The 21540-nt window shown below is 60.9% G+C and carries 31 protein-coding genes and 1 pseudogene; 7 read left to right on the plus strand and 25 right to left on the minus strand.

Going from position 1 to position 21540, the window contains the following annotated elements; all coding sequences use genetic code 11:
• Window positions 1-32 precede the first annotated feature (32 nt).
• The 8 genes from atpD to DTW89_RS08875 are packed head-to-tail and all read right to left on the minus strand — an operon-like array spanning window position 33 to window position 6708.
• A complete protein-coding gene (atpD, locus tag DTW89_RS08840) occupies window positions 33-1439 on the minus strand; it encodes a F0F1 ATP synthase subunit beta (RefSeq protein ID WP_024813798.1) in 1407 nt (468 codons plus the stop codon).
• Window positions 1440-1472: 33 nt separating this feature from the next.
• On the minus strand, window positions 1473-2339 hold the full coding sequence (gene atpG, locus DTW89_RS08845) for a F0F1 ATP synthase subunit gamma (protein ID WP_024813797.1): 867 nt from the start codon (window positions 2337-2339) through the stop codon (window positions 1473-1475).
• Window positions 2340-2357: 18 nt separating this feature from the next.
• A complete protein-coding gene (gene atpA, locus DTW89_RS08850) occupies window positions 2358-3911 on the minus strand; it encodes a F0F1 ATP synthase subunit alpha (RefSeq protein WP_114655678.1) in 1554 nt (517 codons plus the stop codon).
• 42 nt (window positions 3912-3953) lie between these two features.
• Window positions 3954-4496: a F0F1 ATP synthase subunit delta gene (locus DTW89_RS08855; protein WP_114655679.1), complete on the minus strand. Its 543-nt coding sequence runs from the start codon at window positions 4494-4496 to the stop codon at window positions 3954-3956.
• A 9-nt stretch (window positions 4497-4505) separates the two neighbouring features.
• The gene (locus tag DTW89_RS08860) at window positions 4506-4976 is read right to left on the minus strand and encodes a F0F1 ATP synthase subunit B (RefSeq protein WP_024813794.1); all 471 of its coding nucleotides are present in this window, start codon (window positions 4974-4976) and stop codon (window positions 4506-4508) included.
• 34 nt (window positions 4977-5010) lie between these two features.
• Entirely contained in the window at window positions 5011-5280 is a 270-nt protein-coding gene (gene atpE, locus DTW89_RS08865; RefSeq protein WP_007847749.1) for a F0F1 ATP synthase subunit C, read from the minus strand.
• A 56-nt stretch (window positions 5281-5336) separates the two neighbouring features.
• Window positions 5337-6215 (minus strand): F0F1 ATP synthase subunit A, encoded by an 879-nt coding sequence (atpB, locus tag DTW89_RS08870; RefSeq protein WP_114655680.1) that lies wholly within the window; start codon window positions 6213-6215, stop codon window positions 5337-5339.
• Window positions 6216-6234: 19 nt separating this feature from the next.
• On the minus strand, window positions 6235-6708 hold the full coding sequence (locus tag DTW89_RS08875; RefSeq protein ID WP_114655681.1) for an ATP synthase subunit I: 474 nt from the start codon (window positions 6706-6708) through the stop codon (window positions 6235-6237).
• A 272-nt stretch (window positions 6709-6980) separates the two neighbouring features.
• Here DTW89_RS08875 and DTW89_RS08880 point away from each other — a divergent pair, with 272 nt between their 5' ends.
• The 5 genes from DTW89_RS08880 (at window position 6981) to DTW89_RS08900 (ending at window position 10701) form a co-directional block, all read left to right on the plus strand.
• Complete coding sequence (locus DTW89_RS08880; protein ID WP_024813791.1) at window positions 6981-7298, plus strand: YbeD family protein; 318 nt, start codon at window positions 6981-6983, stop codon at window positions 7296-7298.
• Window positions 7299-7301: 3 nt separating this feature from the next.
• The gene (gene lipB, locus DTW89_RS08885) at window positions 7302-7997 is read left to right on the plus strand and encodes a lipoyl(octanoyl) transferase LipB (protein WP_114655682.1); all 696 of its coding nucleotides are present in this window, start codon (window positions 7302-7304) and stop codon (window positions 7995-7997) included.
• Between the two features lie 14 nt (window positions 7998-8011).
• Window positions 8012-8992, plus strand: coding sequence for a lipoyl synthase (gene lipA, locus DTW89_RS08890; RefSeq protein ID WP_114655683.1), 981 nt, complete (start codon window positions 8012-8014; stop codon window positions 8990-8992).
• 36 nt (window positions 8993-9028) lie between these two features.
• Window positions 9029-9739, plus strand: a complete 711-nt coding sequence (locus DTW89_RS08895; RefSeq protein ID WP_114655684.1) for an AraC family transcriptional regulator — start codon at window positions 9029-9031, stop codon at window positions 9737-9739.
• A 128-nt stretch (window positions 9740-9867) separates the two neighbouring features.
• Window positions 9868-10701 (plus strand): DMT family transporter, encoded by an 834-nt coding sequence (locus DTW89_RS08900; protein WP_114655685.1) that lies wholly within the window; start codon window positions 9868-9870, stop codon window positions 10699-10701.
• Window positions 10702-10769: 68 nt separating this feature from the next.
• Here the strand turns inward: DTW89_RS08900 and ptsP are convergent, their stop codons facing one another.
• The 4 genes from ptsP to DTW89_RS08920 form a co-directional block, all read right to left on the minus strand.
• Window positions 10770-12524 carry a phosphoenolpyruvate--protein phosphotransferase gene (gene ptsP / locus DTW89_RS08905; protein WP_114655686.1) on the minus strand — a complete coding sequence of 585 codons (1755 nt, stop codon included), beginning with the start codon at window positions 12522-12524 and terminating at the stop codon, window positions 10770-10772.
• Window positions 12525-12620: 96 nt separating this feature from the next.
• Window positions 12621-12890: an HPr family phosphocarrier protein gene (locus DTW89_RS08910; protein WP_024813786.1), complete on the minus strand. Its 270-nt coding sequence runs from the start codon at window positions 12888-12890 to the stop codon at window positions 12621-12623.
• Entirely contained in the window at window positions 12859-13308 is a 450-nt protein-coding gene (locus DTW89_RS08915) for a PTS sugar transporter subunit IIA (protein ID WP_111868514.1), read from the minus strand. The genes DTW89_RS08910 and DTW89_RS08915 overlap by 32 nt, the downstream gene beginning before the upstream one ends.
• 84 nt (window positions 13309-13392) lie before the next feature.
• Window positions 13393-13920 carry a hypothetical protein gene (locus DTW89_RS08920; RefSeq protein WP_114655687.1) on the minus strand — a complete coding sequence of 176 codons (528 nt, stop codon included), beginning with the start codon at window positions 13918-13920 and terminating at the stop codon, window positions 13393-13395.
• A 172-nt stretch (window positions 13921-14092) separates the two neighbouring features.
• Between DTW89_RS08920 and DTW89_RS08925 the strand changes: the two genes are divergently transcribed.
• Both DTW89_RS08925 and DTW89_RS08930 read left to right on the plus strand, forming a co-directional pair.
• Window positions 14093-14596, plus strand: a complete 504-nt coding sequence (locus DTW89_RS08925) for a peroxiredoxin family protein (RefSeq protein ID WP_024813783.1) — start codon at window positions 14093-14095, stop codon at window positions 14594-14596.
• A gap of 221 nt (window positions 14597-14817) precedes the next feature.
• The gene (locus tag DTW89_RS08930; protein ID WP_024813782.1) at window positions 14818-15309 is read left to right on the plus strand and encodes a GNAT family N-acetyltransferase; all 492 of its coding nucleotides are present in this window, start codon (window positions 14818-14820) and stop codon (window positions 15307-15309) included.
• A gap of 60 nt (window positions 15310-15369) precedes the next feature.
• Here DTW89_RS08930 and DTW89_RS08935 read toward each other — a convergent pair whose 3' ends face one another.
• From DTW89_RS08935 to DTW89_RS08995, 13 genes and pseudogenes are all read right to left on the minus strand, one after another.
• Entirely contained in the window at window positions 15370-15876 is a 507-nt protein-coding gene (locus tag DTW89_RS08935) for a peroxiredoxin (protein WP_024813781.1), read from the minus strand.
• Between the two features lie 115 nt (window positions 15877-15991).
• Window positions 15992-16261 (minus strand): 30S ribosomal protein S17, encoded by a 270-nt coding sequence (gene rpsQ, locus DTW89_RS08940; RefSeq protein ID WP_024813780.1) that lies wholly within the window; start codon window positions 16259-16261, stop codon window positions 15992-15994.
• A 9-nt stretch (window positions 16262-16270) separates the two neighbouring features.
• Complete coding sequence (gene rpmC / locus DTW89_RS08945) at window positions 16271-16465, minus strand: 50S ribosomal protein L29 (RefSeq protein ID WP_114655688.1); 195 nt, start codon at window positions 16463-16465, stop codon at window positions 16271-16273.
• 16 nt (window positions 16466-16481) lie between these two features.
• Complete coding sequence (rplP, locus tag DTW89_RS08950) at window positions 16482-16898, minus strand: 50S ribosomal protein L16 (protein WP_005796975.1); 417 nt, start codon at window positions 16896-16898, stop codon at window positions 16482-16484.
• 2 nt (window positions 16899-16900) lie between these two features.
• Window positions 16901-17785, minus strand: coding sequence for a 30S ribosomal protein S3 (rpsC, locus tag DTW89_RS08955; RefSeq protein ID WP_024813778.1), 885 nt, complete (start codon window positions 17783-17785; stop codon window positions 16901-16903).
• A gap of 14 nt (window positions 17786-17799) precedes the next feature.
• Window positions 17800-18132 carry a 50S ribosomal protein L22 gene (gene rplV / locus DTW89_RS08960; protein WP_005796970.1) on the minus strand — a complete coding sequence of 111 codons (333 nt, stop codon included), beginning with the start codon at window positions 18130-18132 and terminating at the stop codon, window positions 17800-17802.
• 9 nt (window positions 18133-18141) lie between these two features.
• Complete coding sequence (gene rpsS, locus DTW89_RS08965) at window positions 18142-18420, minus strand: 30S ribosomal protein S19 (RefSeq protein WP_024813777.1); 279 nt, start codon at window positions 18418-18420, stop codon at window positions 18142-18144.
• Window positions 18421-18430: 10 nt separating this feature from the next.
• Window positions 18431-19255 (minus strand): 50S ribosomal protein L2, encoded by an 825-nt coding sequence (rplB, locus tag DTW89_RS08970; protein ID WP_024813776.1) that lies wholly within the window; start codon window positions 19253-19255, stop codon window positions 18431-18433.
• Between the two features lie 2 nt (window positions 19256-19257).
• Entirely contained in the window at window positions 19258-19572 is a 315-nt protein-coding gene (rplW, locus tag DTW89_RS08975) for a 50S ribosomal protein L23 (protein ID WP_007847815.1), read from the minus strand.
• Entirely contained in the window at window positions 19569-20189 is a 621-nt protein-coding gene (gene rplD / locus DTW89_RS08980; RefSeq protein WP_024813775.1) for a 50S ribosomal protein L4, read from the minus strand. Before rplD ends, rplW begins: the two co-directional genes overlap by 4 nt.
• Window positions 20189-20860 (minus strand): 50S ribosomal protein L3, encoded by a 672-nt coding sequence (rplC, locus tag DTW89_RS08985; RefSeq protein WP_114655690.1) that lies wholly within the window; start codon window positions 20858-20860, stop codon window positions 20189-20191. The genes rplD and rplC overlap by 1 nt, the downstream gene beginning before the upstream one ends.
• A 215-nt stretch (window positions 20861-21075) precedes the next feature.
• On the minus strand, window positions 21076-21387 hold the full coding sequence (rpsJ, locus tag DTW89_RS08990; protein ID WP_005796953.1) for a 30S ribosomal protein S10: 312 nt from the start codon (window positions 21385-21387) through the stop codon (window positions 21076-21078).
• Between the two features lie 26 nt (window positions 21388-21413).
• Window positions 21414-21540 (minus strand): annotated as a pseudogene (locus DTW89_RS08995) (hypothetical protein); the annotation flags it as partial.

Raw genomic sequence — 21540 nt, forward strand, 5'->3', positions numbered from 1 at the left:
GAACCGCCGTGGGCTGCTCAGCCGCCGGGCAATCAGGCCATCTTCTTGGCCTTTTCGAAGGCTTCGTCAATGGTGCCCACCATGTAGAACGCCTGTTCTGGCAGGTGATCGCACTCGCCACCCACAATCATCTTGAAACCACGGATGGTTTCCGACAGCGGAACGTACTTGCCAGGCGAGCCAGTGAACACTTCGGCCACATGGAACGGCTGCGACAGGAAACGCTGGATCTTGCGCGCGCGGGCAACAGCCAGCTTGTCTTCAGGAGCCAGTTCGTCCATGCCCAGAATGGCGATGATGTCGCGCAGTTCCTTGTAGCGCTGCAGCGTGCCCTGCACGGCACGTGCGGTCGTGTAGTGGTCTTCGCCCACGACGTTCGGGTCGAGCTGGCGGCTGGTGGAATCCAGAGGATCCACAGCAGGGTAGATACCCAGCGAGGCAATGTCACGCGAAAGCACCACGGTGGAATCCAAGTGGGCGAACGTTGTGGCAGGTGATGGATCGGTCAAGTCATCGGCAGGCACGTAAACGGCCTGGATGGAAGTGATCGAGCCCACCTTGGTCGAGGTAATGCGCTCTTGCAGACGGCCCATTTCTTCAGCCAACGTAGGCTGATAGCCCACGGCGGAAGGCATACGGCCCAGCAGAGCGGACACTTCAGTGCCGGCCAGCGTGTAGCGGTAGATGTTGTCCACGAAGAACAGCACGTCACGGCCTTCGTCACGGAACGACTCGGCGATGGTCAGGCCGGTCAGCGCAACGCGCAGACGGTTGCCTGGGGGCTCGTTCATCTGGCCGTACACCATGGCCACCTTGGACTCTTCGAGCTTCTCCAGGTTCACCACGCCGGAATCGGCCATTTCGTGATAAAAGTCGTTGCCCTCACGGGTACGCTCACCCACACCAGCGAACACCGAAAGACCGCTGTGGGCCTTGGCGATGTTGTTGATGAGTTCCATCATGTTCACGGTCTTGCCCACGCCGGCGCCACCGAACAGACCCACCTTACCGCCCTTGGCGAACGGGCAGACCAAGTCGATCACTTTGATGCCGGTTTCCAGCAGCTCTTGCGAAGGCGACAGTTCGTCGTACGCAGGGGCCTTGCGGTGGATGGATGCCGTCAGTTCCTGGCTGACCGGACCGCGCTCGTCGATGGGCGCGCCGAGCACGTCCATGATTCGACCCAGCGTCGCCTTGCCGACAGGCACCGTGATGGGGTTGCCTGTGTTGGACACCATGATGCCGCGGCGCAGGCCGTCGGACGATCCGAGCGCAATGGTACGCACGATGCCATCGCCCAGCTGCTGCTGAACTTCCAGCGTCAGAGCCGAGCCGTCCAGTTTCAGAGCGTCATAAATCTTGGGCATCTGGTCGCGCGGGAACTCAACGTCCACCACAGCGCCGATACATTGAACAATCTTGCCTTGCACTTGAGCCATTTTTCGCTCCAATTTAGATGTTGGTTGAGCTGCTTAAACAGCAGCGGCGCCGGACACGATTTCCGAAAGTTCTTTCGTGATCGCTGCCTGGCGCGTCTTGTTGTAGACCAGCTTCAACTCGCCAATGACGCTGCCGGCGTTGTCGGTGGCGGCCTTCATGGCCACCATGCGTGCCGACTGCTCGGACGCCATGTTTTCCGCAACCGCCTGGTAGATCAGGGACTCGACATAGCGAACCAGCAACTCGTCGATGACGCTTTGCGCGTCAGGTTCGTAGATGTAGTCCCAGCCATGCTCCGTTTTTTCGGCCTGCATCTGCTCGGAGGACAGGGGCAGCAACTGCTCCACCACCGACTCCTGCTTCATGGTGTTGATGAACTTGGTGTAGCTCAGATACACCGCGTTGATCTTGCCTTCGGCATAAGCATCGAGCAGCACCTTCACCGGGCCGATGAGCTTGTCCAGATGGGGCGTGTCGCCAAGACCCGTCACATGCGACACCACCTTGGCGCCCACACGGTTCAGGAATCCCAAACCCTTATTGCCAATGGCCACAGCTTCGGTGGACACGCCAGCGCTCTGCAATTCACGCAACTTGGTGGTCACGGCACGCAACACGTTGGTGTTCATGCCGCCACACAGGCCCTTGTCGGTAGTGACCACGATCACGCCAGCCGCCTTGGCCTCGTTCACCTTCATGAACGGGTGAACGTACTCAGGATTCGCATGACCGAGGTTGGCTGCAATGTTGCGGATCTTTTCGCTGTAGGGGCGAGCTGCCCGCATCCGTTCCTGCGCCTTGCGCATTTTGGATGCGGCCACCATTTCCATGGCTTTGGTGATCTTCTTGGTGTTTTCCACCGATTTGATCTTGCCGCGTATTTCCTTGCCTGCTGCCATGATGCCTCCTCGTCCGGTTTAAGCGAACGACTTCTTGAACGCGCCCACGGCAGCGGTCAATTCGGCCTCAGCGTCCTTGTCCATGGCGCGGTCCTTCTCCAGCTTGGCCAGCAGAGCGGCATGGCTGGTCTTGAGGAACTGGTGCAGGCCGTGCTCGAAGTCGAGCACCTTCTTGACGTCGATGTCGTCGAGGAAGCCCTTGTTCACAGCGAACAGCGTCGAAGCCATCAACGAGATAGGCAGAGGGCTGTACTGGGCTTGCTTGAGCAATTCCGTCACACGAGCGCCACGCTCCAGTTGCTTGCGGGTAGCTTCGTCCAGGTCGGAAGCAAACTGCGCAAAGGCAGCCAGCTCACGATACTGGGCCAAGTCGGTACGGATACCGCCGGACAGGTTCTTGATCAGCTTGGTCTGTGCTGCACCACCCACGCGGGACACCGAAATACCGGCATTGATAGCGGGACGGATACCGGCGTTGAACAGGCTGGTTTCCAGGAAGATCTGGCCGTCGGTGATAGAAATCACGTTGGTTGGCACGAAAGCGGACACGTCGCCAGCTTGCGTTTCAATGATCGGCAGCGCAGTCAGCGAGCCAGTCTTCCCCTTCACGGAACCCTTGGTGAAGGCTTCGACATAGTCGGCATTCACGCGGGCTGCACGCTCAAGCAGGCGGCTGTGCAGATAGAACACGTCGCCAGGGTAGGCTTCGCGGCCTGGTGGGCGACGCAGCAGCAGCGAAACCTGGCGATAGGCCACGGCTTGTTTGGACAGGTCGTCATACACGATCAGGGCGTCTTCGCCGCGGTCGCGGAAATACTCACCCATCGTGCAGCCCGAGTAGGCCGACACGTATTGCATGGCGGCGGATTCAGATGCCGAGGCAGCCACGACAATGGTGTATTCCATCGCGCCGGCTTGTTCCAGTGAGCGCACCACGTTCTTGATCGACGACGCCTTCTGACCGATGGCAACGTAGATGCAGGTGACGCCCTGGCCCTTCTGGGCGATGATGGCGTCGATAGCGACGGCAGTCTTGCCGGTCTGGCGGTCACCAATGATCAATTCGCGCTGACCACGGCCCACAGGCACCATGGAGTCAATCGACTTCAGGCCGGTTTGCAACGGCTGGTCCACCGATTTACGGGCAATCACGCCCGGAGCAACCTTTTCGATCACGTCGGTGAGCTTGGCGTTGATAGGACCCTTGCCGTCAATCGGCTGACCCAAGGCGTTCACCACGCGGCCAATGAGCTCAGGGCCAACCGGCACTTCCAGAATGCGGCCCGTGCACTTGACGGTGTCGCCTTCGGAGATGTGCTCGTACTCACCCAGAATCACGGCGCCGACAGAGTCGCGCTCGAGGTTCAGAGCCAGACCGTAGGAAGGCTGACCGTCCTTGGTGGCGGGGAACTCCAGCATTTCGCCTTGCATCACGTCCGACAGGCCATGAACGCGCACGATACCGTCAGACACGGACACCACGGTGCCCTGGTTGCGGATGTCGCTGCTGGCGGCCAGCCCTTCGATGCGGCTCTTGATGAGTTCAGAAATTTCTGCGGGATTGAGTTGCATGACTCTTTCCTTCTTTCTTTGGTTCGCGAAGACCTCGCCGCATCACGCGGTGAGGACCGCTTTCATTTGTTCAAGACGGGCCTTGACCGAAGTGTCCAGCACCTCGTCACCCACCACTACGCGAATGCCACCGATCAGGGACTCGTCCTGCTGCACGGTGAGATTGAGCTTGCGGCCAAAGCGGTTTTCCAGCGCCGAGCCGACGTCTGCCAGTGCAGCGCCGTCCATGGGAAAGGCGCTGTAGACCACGGCGTCCGAAGACCCGTTGCGGCGATTGACAAGAGCACGAAACTGCTCAGTCACTTCGGGGAGCGCGTTGAGACGCCCGTTGTCGATGACTGTACGCAGGAAGTTTTTCGCCATTTCGGGCAGCGCAGACTGCGCTACACCCGTGAAGACGTCAAACACCTGGCCTGCCGTCACTTTGGGGTTGTCCGCCAGCTGGCGCAACTGTGGGTTGGCGGCAATCGCCGCCAGTTCATCCACCCAGGCAGCGGTGCTACCCAGATCGACGCCCGCACCCGCCGTGACGGCCTTGAACAAGGCATCGGCGTAAGGGCGTGCAATGGTGGCGAGTTCTGCCATATTGTCCCCTTACAGCTCGGTCTTCAGGCGGTTGAGCAGGTCGGCATGAACGCCAGCATTGACTTCCTTGCGGAGAATCTGCTCGGCACCCTTGACGGCCAGTGCTGCCACCTGCTCACGCAGGGATTCGCGGGCTTGCACCGTTTGCTGCTCGGCTTCAGCGCGGGCAGCAGCAACAATCTTGTTGCCTTCCTCGGTGGCGCGGGCCTTGGCCTCTTCCACGATGGCCTGGGCACGTCGGTCGGCGTCCGCAAGACGCGAGGCCGTTTCGTTGCGGGCCTGTGACAGCTCCTTTTCGACGCGCTGATTGGCAGCGGTCAATTCGGACTTGGCACGGTCGGCAGCGGCGAGGCCATCGGCGATTTTCTGGGCTCGTTCATCCAGCGCCTTTGCGATCGGAGGCCACACGAATTTCATCGTGAACCACACAAGGATCAGAAAGACAATGGCCTGAACGAACAGGGTCGCATTGATACTCACGGCAACACCTTTCTAGAGTGGCGTTGAACGGGAATTACTTGGGCAGGTTGGCCAAGAACGTCGAAGCGAAGGGGTTGGCGAATGCGAACAGCAGAGCGATAGCCACACCGATCAGGAAAGCCGCATCGATCAGACCAGCCAAGATGAACATCTTGGTTTGCAGTTCGTTGATCAGTTCAGGCTGACGTGCCGACGATTCGAGGAACTTGCCACCCATCAGTGCGATACCGATCGAAGCGCCGATGGCACCAAGACCAACGATCAGACCACAAGCCAGAGCGACGAGACCGAGAATGTTTTCCATGATGACTCCTGAGTTAAAAAAGAAAAGTTAAGGAAAGAAACAACGAAAGGGAAAGCTTAGTGGGCGTTGTGCGCCTGGCCAAGGTAGATCAGCGACAGCATCATGAAAATGAATGCTTGCAGCGTGATCACCAGAATATGAAACAGCGTCCAGATGGTGCCCGCGATCACATGACCCACAGGCAGCAGCACCCCAGACAGAGACAGCGCGGCTGCGCCACCCATCAATGCAATCAGCATGAAGACCAGTTCGCCGGCATACATGTTGCCGAACAACCGCATGCCGTGGGACACGGTATTGGCCACATATTCAATGATCTGCATCAGCACATTGATCACACCGAGAATCAGGGCGAAGATCGGATTCTTGCTGGTACCAAAAGGAGCCGACACGAGTTCGTGCGCCCAACCGCCAGCACCCTTAATCTTGACGCTGTACCAGAAGCGCAGGACCAGAACAGCGAAAGCCAAACCAAGGGTCGTGGACAGATCGGCCGTCGGCACGACACGCAGGTAAGCATGACTCGGATCATGGCCAGCGGCGCCGTAGATCTGTGCCCAGAGGGCTGGCAGCGCATCCACCGGCAGCATGTCCATGAAGTTCATCAGGAAGATCCAGACAAACACGGTAAGACCCAGCGGAGCGATGAACTTGCGGCTCTCAGCGTTGTGAATGTTGGCTTTCGCCTGATTGTCAACCATCTCCACCAGGATTTCCACGGCCGCCTGGAAGCGCCCCGGAACACCGGAAGTTGCCTTGCGGGCAGCCGACCAGAGAATCAAAAGCGTGATGACGCCCAGAACGAGCCCCACAATGATGGAGTCGTAGTTGATGACGGTGAAGTCAACAATCTTGGTCTGGTTGACGTTCTGAAGATGCTGCAGGTGGTGAACGATGTATTCACTTGCAGTCGGAGCGTGCGCTTCTGCGGCCATCGGACAACTCTTCTCTTTATCAATCGGTTTTTCGGACACCGGGCCGCACCAAAAGTGCCACCCAGTACGTTTTCATCGTGATCACCATACCCGCCACCAGGGCCAACCAACTCAACCCCGGCACCAGCCGAGGCGCAGCAGCCAGCAGCGCCACAGTCAACACGATCTTGGCAATTTCCCAACCAAAGAACCCCACCATGGCCGCCCGGGGATTGGCAGACGCCTTGTGGCGCAGCACGCCACGCGCAAACAAGGCAGCCGGAATCACCACCGCCAAAGCACCGTAGGCTGCAGACCAACCCATCGACGCCCGGCCCGTCAGAACCCAAGCCGCCAAAGCCACCACCACTCCGACCAGCACCTGACCCACCACAATCTTCCACACCGATACGGGAGGATTGCGACTGCGCCACTGCGCAGCCTCTTGGGCCGTCAGGGGCTTGAAGTCAGGCTCTTCAGCCTCAGCTTCTGTTACAGGCGCGATTGTTTTCATGGATGAATGACGCCCGCGTCACAAGCTGGAACTTTTACAAAGCCTCTAATTATAAGTAAAAACCCGTGGCGGATTGCAAAGACCCGCAACGCGGGTGCGAAAGTGGTGCGCGCGCTGCCCTGTTGTGGCTATCGACCAACGGCGCGCGGCACCACAATACACTTTTCTTGCACCCTTATCGAGCAAGGACATCGCTGTGAAGCATTGCCATTACTTGGCTTTGTCGCCCAATGGTAAAGCATCTTAAGCTATCAAAAAAGAAGCACTCGTCCATGATTTCTCCTACACCGCCCCCAGCCAACGGCGCTGCACCATCCACCGATGATCCCCGCAAGGATTCTCTGATCGAATACCCATCCCGGTTTCCCATCAAGGTCATGGGCGCCAAAGTGGATGGTTTTGTGCATGCAGTGACCGAGTTGGCGCACCGCTTCGACCCCACTTTCGATGCCGCCACCATTGAACTGCGCGACAGCCGTGCGGGCAATTATCTCGGCGTCACCATCACCATCACCGCCACCAGCCGGGAGCAGCTTGATGACCTGTACCGCGCGCTGTCAGCACACCCCCTGGTGAAAGTGGTGCTCTAAGACATGGCCATCGACCTCTGCGTGCTGGGCCGGGTGGACTATGCCGCCACCGTGCAGGCCATGCAGGACTACACGGCGACCCGCACGCCGGAGAGCCGTGATTTGCTCTGGATTTGCGAGCACGATGCGCTTTACACACAAGGGATAGCGGGCAAAACAGATCACATTCTTCGCCCCGGCAACATTCCGGTGGTTGCCACCAACCGGGGCGGGCAGGTCACTTTTCATGGCCCCGGTCAGGTGGTGGCTTACCCGCTGATTGACCTGCAGCGCGCCGGCTATTTCGTCAAGGAATACGTCTATCGCATTGAAGAGGCGGTGATCCGCACACTGGCGCACTTTGGTGTCACGGGCCACCGCGTGGCCGGTGCCCCCGGCATCTATGTGCGCCTGGATGACCCGCACAGCCACGCGCTGCTGCCCCAGCGGCCACAAAAGCGCGTCGGCGCCGCTGCTCCAGTGCCCGAATTTGACGGGCTGGGGAAGATTGCCGCCTTGGGCATCAAGGTCAGCCGGCACTGCACCTACCACGGCGTGGCGCTCAATGTGGCCATGGACCTGGAACCTTATGAACGCATCAACCCTTGCGGTTACGCAGGTTTGAAAACGGTGGATCTTTCTACAATCGGGGTCCACACCACTTGGGACGAAGCCGCGCAGGTGCTGGGCCAGCAGCTCAGCGCCCGGCTTGCACCCTGAACTGCCTACACGCCATGAGCACCCCTGAAGTCGTCCGCGAAGCACAGTCCGCAGAAACCTACAACCCGCTGGCCAAACAGAAGGCCGCCGCCAAGCTGTCGCGGATTCCGATCAAGGTCGAACAAGGCGAAGTGCTGAAAAAGCCCGAGTGGATCCGTGTAAAAGCCGGCTCGCCCACCACACGTTTCTACGAGATCAAGCAGATCCTGCGCGAGAACAATCTCAACACCGTATGTGAAGAAGCCTCCTGCCCCAACATCGGCGAGTGTTTCGGCAAGGGCACGGCGACTTTCATGATCATGGGCGACAAGTGCACGCGCCGCTGCCCGTTCTGCGACGTGGGCCATGGCCGCCCCGACCCGCTCGACAAGGACGAGCCGTTGAACTTGGCAAGGACGATTGCTGCGCTCAAGCTCAAGTACGTGGTCATCACCAGCGTGGACCGCGACGACCTGCGCGATGGCGGCAGTGCGCACTTCGTGGAGTGCATCCAGCGCATCCGCGAGCTCTCGCCCGCCACGCAAATCGAGATCCTTACACCTGACTTCCGCGGCCGCGACGACCGCGCGCTCGAAATCCTGAAGGCCGCACCGCCCGACGTGATGAACCACAACCTGGAAACCGCGCCGCGCCTGTACAAGGAGGCGCGCCCCGGCTCCGACTACCAGTTCAGCCTGAATCTGCTCAAAAAGTTCAAGGCCCTGCATCCCGACGTGCCCACCAAGAGCGGCATCATGGTCGGATTGGGCGAGACCGACGAGGAGATCCTGCAGGTGATGCGCGACATGCGCGCGCACAACATCGACATGCTGACCATCGGCCAGTACCTGGCCCCCAGCAACAGCCACCTGCCCGTTCGCCGCTACGTGCACCCCGACACCTTCAAGATGTTCGAGCAAGAAGCCTACAAGATGGGCTTCAGCCACGCAGCGGTGGGTGCCATGGTCCGCAGCAGCTACCACGCAGACCAGCAGGCGCACGCCGCCGGCGTGTAAACCAGCCCACCCGAATCAGCGCGGCGGAGTTGCCCCGTGAACACCTCCGACCAGCTCTCTCTGCGCCGCTACGGCGCATCGCCCGGGAGCCACAGCCATGGTCACTTCCAGATCCTGCTGGGCCTGTCCGGGACGCTCGAACTGGAAGTTGAGGGATGCGGTGTGCGGGTGGCGTCGGGCAGCGGCTGCGTCATCGCGCCCGGGCACCGCCACGATTTCGAATCCCTTCATGGCAGTCTGTGCCTGGTGCTGGACAGCGTGCACCCTGACTGGGCGCAGTGCGCAGGCCGGCGCGACACGGTGGCACCCCCGGCGCAGACGCTGGCGCTGGCGCACTATCTGGCCAGCGCGCTTCAATCGGGTCGCCCGCTGGCGCAGGCACATGGCCCCGCTCTGTTGCGCGAAGCCTGGCTGGCCGGCAGCCTGGCGCCCACCTCACCGCCCCCTGCCGCGCGCCGCCGCCGCATTGACTGGGCCGTGCTGCAGCAATGGGCGGCGCAGCAATGGCACAACAACCTCACCGTGGCGGACCTGGCCATGCAAGTGCACCTGAGCCCCAGCCAGTTTGCGGCGCGCTGCCGTGAAGATCACGGCATGGGAGCCATGGCGTGGTTGCGCGTCCAGCGCCTGGCGCAAGCCCAGTGGCTGCGAGGCAATGGTGTCGCGGTGGCCGAAGTGGCGCGGCGCACCGGCTACCGCTCGCCCTCGGCGCTGACGGCCGCCTTGCGGCGCTCCACGCTGCGCTGAGCCCCCCCGCACACTCTAACCCTCTGCGGCCAAGCCCGCGCACTGCACGCACACCGTCCGCAGGCTTGCAACGACACGCCGTCGTTGCGCGACGATGCCCGGCTCCGCAGACGCATACAGTCGGGTGTATGCAAGCCAACCTTTATGCCCTGGGTGCGATTGCCTTGTGGGCCGCCCTCGCCTCGCTGGGCGTCTCGCTCACGCACGTTCCCCCCTTCCTGCTGACCGGCGTCGCCCTCATCATCGGCAGCGTGCCGGCCTGGCCATTGGTGTTGCGCGATCCATCCCAGTGGCGCATTCCGCTGCGTACGCTGGCGCTGGGTGTGTATGGCCTGTTTGCGTACCACTTCCTGCTGTTCATCGCGCTGCGCCACGCGCCGCCCGTCGAGGCCAACCTGGTCAACTACCTGTGGCCACTGCTCATCGTGGTGCTGGCACCCGTGGTGTTGCCCGACGTAGCCCTGCGCCTGCCCCATGTGCTGGCGGCCCTGCTGGGCTTTGGCGGCGCAGCCATTGCCATGGTGGGAGGGCGCGAATTAAGCGGCACGCTGGCCTGGGGCTACCTGCCCGCGCTGGCGGCGGCGTTCATCTGGGCCACCTACTCGCTGCTCACCAAGCGTGTGGCGGCCTTCCCCACCACGGCCATTGGCCTGTTCGGACTGGTCTCGGGCGTGCTCTCGCTGCTGTGCCATGTGGTGCTGGAACCGGCCGCTTCGCTACAGGCGCGCGATTGGGCGCTGCTGGCCGTGCTGGGCCTGGGCCCGCTGGGCGCATCGTTCTTTCTTTGGGACAAGGCGCTCAAGCTCGGGGATGCGCGGCACATCGGCATCCTGAGCTACATCACGCCGCTGGCCTCTACCGCTCTGCTGCTGCTGGTGAGCGGCCGCCCGTTCAGCTGGAGCATTGCCATCTCCACGGCAATGATCATCAGCGCCGCCGTGTTGGGCATGCGGGTCCGGTAGAAAATTTGGTCAAAAAGGGATCTAGCGCTTATGGATAAAGCGCAAGCAGCTATTATTTATATAGCATGTCAGGCCACAGCCAATGCAGCGGTCACTTCCCCCGCCAGCACTTGCTGTGCCCACGGGGACAGCTTGCGGATGTCGGCCCGCAAGATCTCTTGCTTCACGGCCAGGATCTGCGCCGGGTGCATCGAAAAACTGCGCAGGCCCAGCCCCAGCAACAGGCGCGTCATGGTCACATCGCCCGCTGTTTCGCCGCACACACACACGCTCTTGCCTTGCGCCTGGCCCTCTGAGATCACGTCGGCCACCAGGCGCAGCACCGCAGGGTGCAAGGGGTCGTACAGATGGGCCACGGCTTCGTCGGCGCGGTCGATGGCGAGGGTGTACTGGATGAGGTCGTTGGTACCGATGGACAAAAAGTCGAAATGCTTGAGAAAGCTGCGCACCATCAGGGCGGCTGCTGGCACTTCGATCATGGCGCCCAGCTCGACCGGGCCATAGGGCACGCCCCGGGCGTCGAGTTCGGCACGCGCCAACGCCACCTGGGCCAGCGTCTGCTCGATTTCGTGCAGATGCGCCAGCATCGGGAACAGCAACTTCACCTTGCCGTAGGCGGCTGCGCGCAGCACCGCGCGCAGCTGGTTTCGGAACATGGACGGATCGGCCAGGCTCCAGCGAATGGCCCGCAAACCAAGGGCGGGATTGAGGTGCGTGTCCTTGTGGCCCTTGTCCAGTGGTTTGTCGGCGCCCACGTCAATGGTGCGAATGGTGACCGGCAGGCCCTGCATGCCGTCGATGGCTTCGCAATACGCCCGGTATTGCTCGTCTTCACCGGGCAGGTTGCCATTTTTGCCCATGAAGAGGAATTCGCTGCGGAACAGACCTACGCCCACGGCACCCGCGCGCACGGCGGCCACCGCATCGCCGGGCTGCTCGATGTTGGCCAGCAACTCGACCTTGTGGCCATCCAGCGTGACCGCAGGCGTGTGGCGCAGGCGCGAGAGGCGCTCGCGCTCCAGCTCGGTCTGGCGCTGGCGAAACCCGTATTCGGCCAGAACGATGGGCGAGGGGTCCACGATCATCACCCCGGCATCGCCGTCGATGATGACCCAGTCGTCCTGGCGCACCAGCTGGCTGGCCGCACGCGCGCCCACCACGGCCGGAATGTCCATGCTGCGCGCCACGATGGCAGTGTGCGAGGTTTTTCCGCCCACGTCGGTCACAAACCCGGCGAACACGCTCTGCTTGAACTGCAGCATGTCGGCCGGTGACAGGTCGTGCGCCACCAACACCAGGGGCACATCCACGGTGTCATCCAGCAGCAAATCTTGCTGGGTCTTGCGGCGCGGGCTGCTGGCAGGTGGCGCCACGGGGCTGGCCACGCCCTTCATGTAGCGCAGGATGCGCTCGACCACCTGTTCCAGGTCGGCCTTGCGCTCGCGCAGGTATTCGTCTTCCATCTCGTCGAACTGGCGCGCGATCAGCTCGAACTGTGTGGTCAGAGCCCACTCGGCGTTGTACAGGCGTTCGGAAATCCAGTGCTTGACCCCGCTGGTGAGCATCTCGTCCTGTAGCAGCATCAGGTGCACATCCAGCAGCGCGGTCAGTTCGGGCGGCGCATCGGGCGGCATCTCGGCCTGCAGGCGCTGCAATTCATCGGCCACCGCGTTGCGCCCCTGCCGCACCCGCTCGATTTCAGCCGCCACCTGCTCGGGCTGGATGAAATAGTGCGCCACATCCACGCGGCTGGAAGCCACCAGCACGGCCCGGCCGATGGCGATGCCCCGGGCAACCGCAAGTCCGTGGACGGAAAACGTCATCGAAGATCCTTCTCTGGCAACAGTTCAATCACCGCGTCGGCCCCCGCGCACCGGCGGGCACCAGACACGCGCCCGGTGCGCTCACGGGCACGCCTGTCATTCGCCCTCGCCGAACTTGTCGGCGATCAGCGCGAGCAGCGCATCCATGGCCTCTTGCTCGCGCTCACCGATGGTCTCGATTTCCACCTCGGTGCCCATGCCGGCGGCCAGCATCATCACGCCCATGATGCTCTTGGCATTGATGCGGCGATCTCCCCGGCTCATGAAAACATCGCACGGAAAACTGCCCGCCAGCTTGGTCAGCTTGGCAGACGCGCGGGCATGCAGGCCCAGCTTATTGTTGATGGTCGTGTGGGTCTTGATCATGGGAGTTTCGTCGAGTCTGGTTCTGCGGCGCCGCAATGGCCACCTGCATCACACCCTGGGTGCCGCCGACGACAGCGCGGGACACCACGGCGTCAAGGGGCTCTGCCCTGTAGCTCACGGCACGCAGCAGCATCGGCAGGTTCACACCCGCCACCAGGCGCGAGCCCACGCCGTCCACCAGCCGCTGGGCGATGTTGCAGGGCGTGGCGCCAAAAAGGTCGGTCAGCACCAGCGTGGAATGCGTGCCCATTTGCTGCAGCAGGCCGCGCGCCTGCGCAAGGCTGTCTTCTGGTGCGGCGTGGGGTTGCACATCCAACGCCGCAACGCTGTCGCCACAGTCAGAAAACACGTGCAAAGCACATTCGCGCAAGGCATGTGCCAGCGGGGCGTGGGCAATGATGAGAATGCTGGTGCTCATGGTGTGATCGTTTGCCTCGCATTATGGCGGCCTGCAACGGCGCCACGGCAGACAAACCGATAGCGCGACGCAGGTGCAACCGGCTCAATGAAGGGCCAGGCCGGCAAAAAACGCGTCAGCCACATCGGGCCGGGGCTTGGCGGTGTACACCACGGCGTGGTAGAGCCGCACCTGGGGGCCCATCGCGCGCGCAAACCACACCCCCTGCACCGTGACGGCGGCGCCGTCCGCGCGCTGCCCCTGCGCCACCAGGCGCGCCGCCGACGGCAGTGGCAGCGTGCCCGGTGGCGCAAATGCCTGCTCGGACAGCACGGTGGCCGCGCCCACACGCGCCAGCGCCGCCGCCCGCCAGTGCGCCAGCGCAGTGTCGGCGCGGGCCGGGTCAGGCAACGCGGCGTGCGAGATGGCAAAGGTGGCGTTATCGGCTTCGCAGCCCGCCATGGCCAGCTCCACCGGCAAACCGGCCATTTCCACGGTGCGCACGGCATGGTCGGGCTTGCACGGCATGGTGGCGGTGAGCGCGGCGCCGTCAAGCGCCACGCTACGCCAGTTCAGGGCGGGGCTGCATGCCGCCAGCATCAGGGCGGCAACCCAGGGCAATGTCCGTTTCATGGCTCGATTATCAGCAGCGGCGTGCTTTCGTGCAGTGCGGCACACTGGGCGAACGAACTTTCATGGCTGCCTGAGGTCCATGCAACATGGTCACACAGGGCAGCAGGCGTGGGCAAGAAGTCCTGCACAATGCAGCGTTGGGCGTGGCCCATAGCTTTTGGATGAGGATGTCATGGGTATCAAGCATTGGGCGGTGGGTGCCGCATTGGTGGCTTTTGCGGGCGTGGGGGCGTTTGTGTATCTGGACGCCGGGCGTTCGGTCGCACCGGAATCCACGTTTGTATTGCTGGACGGCTCAAGCCAAACCACCGCCGATCTGCGTGGCAAAGTCACGCTGGTGAATTTCTGGGCCACCAGCTGTACTACCTGCGTAGCCGAGATGCCCGAAATCATCGCCACCCACAACAAATACCACGCCAAGGGTTTTGACACTCTGGCGGTGGCCATGAGTTATGACCCGCCGAGCTACGTGGTGAACTTTGCCGAATCGCGCAAGCTGCCTTTCAAGGTGGCGCTCGACAATACCGGTGCTGTGGCCAAGGCCTGGGGTGACGTGCGCCTCACGCCGTCAACTTTCATCGTGAACAAGCGTGGCGAAATCGTCAAAAGCTTTGTCGGCGCCCCCAACTTTCCGGAACTGCACCAGCTGATTGAAAAACTCCTGGCAGAAAGCTGATCGGACAGCTTGCCCGCGGTTGCACCAAAGGCCTGCATCTCGGAACCAGCCCTTTTCGGTGGTGATGGCCTGCACTCAAATTGCTCTGCAATGCCACGGTGTGTTCGCGGTCGCTGTGTTCGACCGCGAGGGCGCTGTCGTTGCGGAGAACGTTGTGCAGCGTGCAGACCACCATCGCTCCCTGCCGCTACACTGTCTTTTTGACTTCGCCAGCTTGCGTTGTGGATAAGTTACCCGTCACTCTGCTGAACCCGTCCCTGCCGCACGAAATGGACATGGTGCGCGCCATCTTCCGGGAATACGCCGAAAGCCTCGGAATCGACCTGTGTTTCCAGGATTTTGAGAACGAACTCGCGCAGTTGCCTGGCGAGTACGCTGCGCCACGCGGCCACTTGCTGCTGGCCGAGGTGGATGGTGCCATCGCCGGTTGCTGCGCTTTGCGCCCACTGGACACAGCCGATTACCCCAATGCCGCAGAAATGAAACGCCTGTATGTGCGCAAGGCGTTTCGCGGCTTTGGCCTGGGCCGCCAACTGGCCGAAGCGGCGCTCGACGCGGCACGGGCAAAGGGCTACGCCTGCGTGCTGCTCGATACGCTGGACGAAATGGAATCCGCACGGGCCCTGTACGCAGACTTCGGCTTCGTCGAAATCCCACCCTACTATCACAACCCCATTCCCGGGGCGCACTATCTCAAGGCGGATATTATTTAAGCCAAATTGAGCGCCAGCCCTTTTACAACGAGCGCTAGCAGCTATTTATTTAATAGCAAATCAAGCTTTGGCCTGCGCCAGCAATGTGTCGGCATCGCTGACGGCGAATTGCCCTGGCGCTTCCACATTGAGCGTGACGACCTTGCCATCGCGCACCAGCATCGAGTAGCGGTTGCTGCGCAGGCCCATGCCCTTGCCATGAAGATCCAGCGTCAGGCCCGTGGCTTTGGCAAAGGCGGCATCGCCGTCGGCCAGCATGCGCACCTTGTCGCCGGACTTCTGGTCACGCGCCCATGCGCCCATCACAAACGCATCATTCACGCTCACACACCAGATCTCATCGACACCCGCGGCACGGAACTCGGCAGCCTTGGCCACGTAGCCGGGGACATGTTTGGCTGAGCAGGTGGGAGTGAACGCACCGGGCAATGCAAACAGCGCAATGGTTTTCCCTGCGGTGGCCTTGTCTACCGGCACGGGGTTCGGCCCGATGCTGCAGCCTTCGCCCTCGACTTCCGAGTATTCCATCAGGGTGGTGGCGGGCAGTGTGTCACCGACTTTGATCATGTTCATCTCCAAGAGGCTGGGGGAGTCCGCCGGGGTGCACATTGCATCCCACAAAGCAAAACGACCCACATTGTGGGTCGTTTTGAAGGTCCTTGCAGGCTTACGCCATTAGGGCTTAGAGCAGGCCGGCCTTTTGCACCAGACGGGTAGCAACCCAGTTCTTGGTCTTGGAGAGCGGACGGCTCTCGGTGATTTCGATCGTATCGCCCAGCTTGTACTCGCCATTTTCATCATGGGCGTGGTACTTGCTCGACTTACCGACGATCTTGCCGTAGAGCTCGTGCTTCACACGGCGCTCCACGAGCACCGTTACGGTCTTTTGACGCTTGTCGCTGACCACCTTGCCAACCAAGGTGCGCTTGAGGGATTTTTTAGGTTCCGTCATAGGGGCTCCTTACTTGGCGGCTTGCTTTTCAGCAAGAATGGTCTTGGCGCGAGCGATGTCGCGGCGGGTGATACGCAACGTGTTGGTGTTACCCAGCTGTTGCGTAGCCTTCTGCATGCGCAGACCGAAATGGGCTTTTTGCAAGGCCTTGATTTCGGTTTCGATGCCGGCGACGTCTTTTTGGCGCAGTTCAGTAGCTTTCATTGCATGTTCTCCTGAATTACGAGCCAATCAGGCGGCTGACAAACGTGGTGCGCAGCGGCAGCTTGGCGGCAGCCAGGCGGAACGCTTCGCGGGCCAGTTCTTCAGGCACGCCCACGATTTCAAAAACGATCTTGCCGGGCTGGATTTCAGCCACGTAATACTCGGGGTTGCCCTTACCGTTACCCATACGCACTTCTGCGGGCTTGGTAGAGATTGGCTTGTCCGGGAACACGCGGATCCAGATACGGCCGCCACGCTTGACGTGACGGGAAATCGCACGGCGTGCAGCTTCGATCTGGCGGGCCGTCAGACGGCCACGATCTGTGCACTTCAGACCGAAATCACCGAACGCAACGGAGGCTCCCCGAGTTGCGACACCAGTGTTCCGGCCCTTTTGCTCCTTGCGGTATTTGCGGCGAGCGGGTTGCAGCATCTTTATTCTCCTTTGCCGTCCGCTGCTGTAGCGGGCGCGTCAACTTTACGAACGCGCTTAACGGCGGTTGCGTCGGCGCCACCGGCACCAACGGGCTTGTCGCTGCCATCGGCAGGGGCGCTGTTGGCGCCCACGGGACGACGTGGACCACCACGGCCAGCACCTGGACGATCGCCACCTGGGCGGCCATCACGGCGTGGGCCACGTGGGCGACGCTCTTCTTCCGGACGTGGGGTTTCCACGGCTGGCAGATCATTGCGACCCAGGGTGTCACCCTTATAGACCCAGACCTTGACGCCGATCACACCATAGGTGGTCTTGGCTTCAGAGGTACCGTAGTCAATATCGGCACGCAGTGTGTGAAGTGGCACGCGGCCTTCACGGTACCACTCGCAACGAGCGATTTCGATACCGTTCAGACGACCGGACGACATGATCTTGATGCCCTGGGCACCCAGACGCATGGCGTTCTGCATGGCACGCTTCATGGCGCGACGGAACATGATGCGCTTTTCGAGCTGCTGCGTGATGCTGTCGGCGATCAGCTTGGCATCGATTTCGGGCTTGCGCACTTCTTCGATGTTCACTGCAACCGGCACGCCCAGGCGAGCCGCGAGTTCCTTCTTGAGGTTCTCGATGTCTTCACCCTTCTTGCCGATCACCACGCCCGGACGTGCCGAGTAAATGGTGATGCGGGCGTTCTTGGCAGGACGCTCGATCAGGATGCGCGACACAGCGGCGTTCTTCAACTTGGCCTTCAGGTACTCACGCACCTTGATGTCTTCGGCCAGCATGCCCGCGAAATCACGGTTGCTGGCGTACCAACGGCTGGACCAGTTGCGGCTGACCGCAAGGCGGAAGCCGGTAGGATGGATTTTCTGTCCCATAGTCTTCCTTGGCCTCAGTTGCCAACCGTCACGTACACATGGCACGTGGGTTTGCTGATGCGGTTGCCGCGGCCTTTGGCGCGCGCGGTGAAGCGCTTGAGCGTGGTGCCTTGTTCGACGTAGATGGTCTTGACCTTCAGTTCGTCGATGTCAGCGCCATCGTTGTGTTCTGCGTTGGCGATAGCCGATTCCAGAACCTTCTTGACGATTCCCGCAGCTTTTTTCTGCGTGAAAGTCAGGATGTTCAGGGCCTGGTCCACCTTCTTGCCGCGGATCAGATCAGCGACCAGACGGCCTTTGTCGACCGACAGACGGACGCCCCGGAGGACTGCACGTGTTTCAGACATGGTCGTTCCTTATTTCTTCTGGACTTTTTTGTCCGCGGGGTGACCCTTGAAGGTGCGCGTCAGGGCGAATTCGCCCAGCTTGTGGCCCACCATCTGGTCGGTGACGTAGACAGGTACGTGCTGCTTGCCGTTGTGCACGGCAATGGTCAGACCGATGAACTCGGGCAGGACCATGGAGCGACGCGACCAGGTCTTCACTGGTTTCTTATCCTTGGTGGCAATGGCTTTTTCGACCTTGGCCAACAAGTGATGGTCAACAAATGGACCCTTTTTGAGAGAGCGAGTCATCTGTTACCCCTTACTTCTTGCGACGCGACACAATCATTACCTGTGTGCGCTTGTTGTTACGGGTGCGATAACCCTTGGTCAGATTGCCCCAAGGATCGACTGCATGACGGCCTTCGCCGGTGCGGCCTTCGCCACCACCGTGAGGGTGATCCACCGGGTTCATGGCAACGCCACGAACCGTAGGACGAATACCCATCCAGCGCTTCACACCGGCCTTGCCGAGTTGGCGCAGGCTGTGCTCTTCGTTGGCCACTTCGCCAATGGTGGCGCGGCATTCGATATGAATCTTGCGGACTTCACCGGAACGCATACGCACCTGGGCGTAAATGCCTTCACGGGCCAGCAAGGTTGCCGAAGCACCTGCCGAGCGAGCGATTTGCGCACCGGCACCGGGCTTGAGCTCGATGCAGTGAATGGTCGAACCCACGGGGATGTTGCGGATCGGCAGCGTGTTGCCTGCGCGGATCGGGGCTTCCGAACCGCTCATCAGCGTTGCGCCGGCTTCCAGACCACGCGGAGCGATGATGTAGCGACGCTCGCCGTCGGCATAGCACACCAGAGCGATGTGGGCCGTACGGTTTGGGTCGTACTCGATACGCTCAACCTTGGCAGCAATGCCGTCCTTGTTGCGCTTGAAGTCCACCACGCGGTAGTGGTGCTTGTGACCACCGCCCTTGTGGCGGGTGGTGATGTGACCGTTGTTGTTACGACCGGCTTTCTGGAATTGTGGTTCCAGCAATGGGGCGTACGCCTCACCCTTGTACAGGTGGTCACGTGTAACCTTCACCACAGCACGTTGGCCGGGCGAGGTGGGTTTCATTTTTACGACAGCCATGATTACGCAGCCTCCCCGGACAGGTTCAGCTCTTGACCTGGTTGCAGCGTGACATAGGCCTTGCGAACATTGTCGCGGCGACCCACGGTCTTGCCAAAACGCTTGGTCTTGCCTTTGGTGTTCACCACAGAGACGCCCTTGACCTCGACCTTGAACATCAATTCCACAGCGGCCTTGATTTCTGGCTTGGTTGCGTTCTGCAGCACCTTGAACGTCACAGCATTGGACTTCTCGGCAACCATGGTGGCCTTTTCAGACACGATGGGAGCGACCAGCACCTGCATCAGACGACCTTCGTCAAACTTGAGTGTGCTCATGCGAACATCTCCTTGAGTTTGTCGATTGCACCCTTGGTGACGAGCACTTTCTTGAAACGCACCAGCGACACGGGGTCGGCATAACGTGGCTCAACGACGAGCACGTTCACCAAATTGCGCGAGGCCAGGTACAGGTTTTCATCCACTTCGTCGGCAATCACCATCACCGATTGCAGATTCATTGCCTTGAACTTGTCGGCCAGGACCTTGGTCTTGGGCGAATCAAGCTTCAGGGAATCGACCACAGCCAGACGGCCTTCACGGGCGAGCTGCGACAGGATCGCAGACATGCCGGCGCGGTACATCTTCTTGTTGATCTTTTGCGTGAAGTTTTCGTCAGGCATGTTCGGGAAAATCCGACCGCCTCCGCGCCACAGAGGCGAGGAAGTCATACCTGCACGTGCGTTACCCGTACCCTTTTGCTTGAAAGGCTTCTTGGTCGAGTGACGGACTTGCTCGCGATCCTTCTGAGCACGAGTGCCTTGGCGAGCGTTAGCCTGATAGGCCACCACGATCTGGTGCACCAGATCTTCGTTGTATTCACGACCGAACACGGTTTCAGGCGCTTCGAATTTCGAAGCGGCTTGGCCTTGGTCATTCAGGAGTTCGAGCTGCATTAGTTCGCTCCTTTGGATTTGGCCTTGACCGCTGGGCGCACCGTCACGAACCCACCCTTGGAGCCCGGAATAGCGCCCTTGATCAAGAGCAGTTGACGCGCTTCATCGATGCGGATCACATCGAGGTTTTGCGTGGTCTTGGTGACATCACCGAGGTGACCCGTCATGCGCTTGCCGGGGAACACGCGACCGGGGTCTTGTGCCATACCGATAGAGCCAGGCACATTGTGCGAACGGCTGTTACCGTGCGACGCGCGCTGCGAGCTCATGTTGTGACGCTTGATGGTACCGGCGTAGCCCTTACCGATCGAAGTGCCTTGCACGTCGACCTTTTGACCCACGGAAAACACGGACGTCACGACCACCGACGCGCCAGCTTGGTACTGGGCTGCGGTATCTGCGGTCACGCGGAATTCCTGGATGATTTCACCGGCTTCCACACCTGCCTTGGCAAGGTGACCGGCTTCTGGCTTGGTCACGCGCGATGCTTTGCGCGAGCCAAACGTGACCTGCAGGGCCACGTAGCCATCGTTCTCTTGGGTTTTGATCTGGGTTACGCGGTTGTTGGACACATCCACCACCGTGACAGGCACTGCGTCCCCGTCATCGGTGAACAGACGCATCATGCCCACCTTGCGACCCAGCAACCCCAGGGAGTTGCTCAGACTCATTTGTTTCTCCAAAACTTCCACCGCCACAACTTCAATTGGCTGCGGCGTTTGCACTCGCGTGCATGAAAGGCGGTTGATAAAACCTCACCTTTTTGACACCGTTTGTACGGCGCAAATTAGGCGAAGCCCTAAAGTATAACGCGAACCGCTTTTTCAAGCAAGTTCGCGTTAGGAAGACGTGGCACCACTGGCAAGCCAGCAGCACCGCGGTCTTTTTACTGCAGCTTGATTTCGACGTCCACACCAGCGGGCAGGTCGAGCTTCATCAAGGCGTCCACCGTCTTGTCGGTGGGATCCACGATGTCCATCAGACGCTGGTGCGTGCGGATTTCAAGCTGGTCACGGCTGGTCTTGTTGACGTGCGGCGAGCGCAGGATGTCAAAACGCTTCATGCGCGTTGGCAGGGGCACGGGGCCCTTGACAATGGCGCCGGTGCGCTTGGCGGTATCAACGATCTCGGCAGCGGACTGGTCGATCAGCTTGTAGTCAAACGCCTTCAGGCGGATGCGGATTTTTTGCTTGGACATGGCAAGTTCCTTGTTCTGCTTAAAACTTAAGCAATGATCTTGGCCACGACGCCAGCGCCCACGGTGCGGCCGCCTTCACGGATGGCGAAACGCAGGCCTTCTTCCATGGCGATGGGGTTGATCAGCTTCACAGTGATCGACACGTTGTCGCCA

The organism is Acidovorax sp. BoFeN1 (genome assembly GCF_003345135.1).
Taxonomy (GTDB): Bacteria; Pseudomonadota; Gammaproteobacteria; order Burkholderiales; family Burkholderiaceae_C; genus Acidovorax; species Acidovorax defluvii.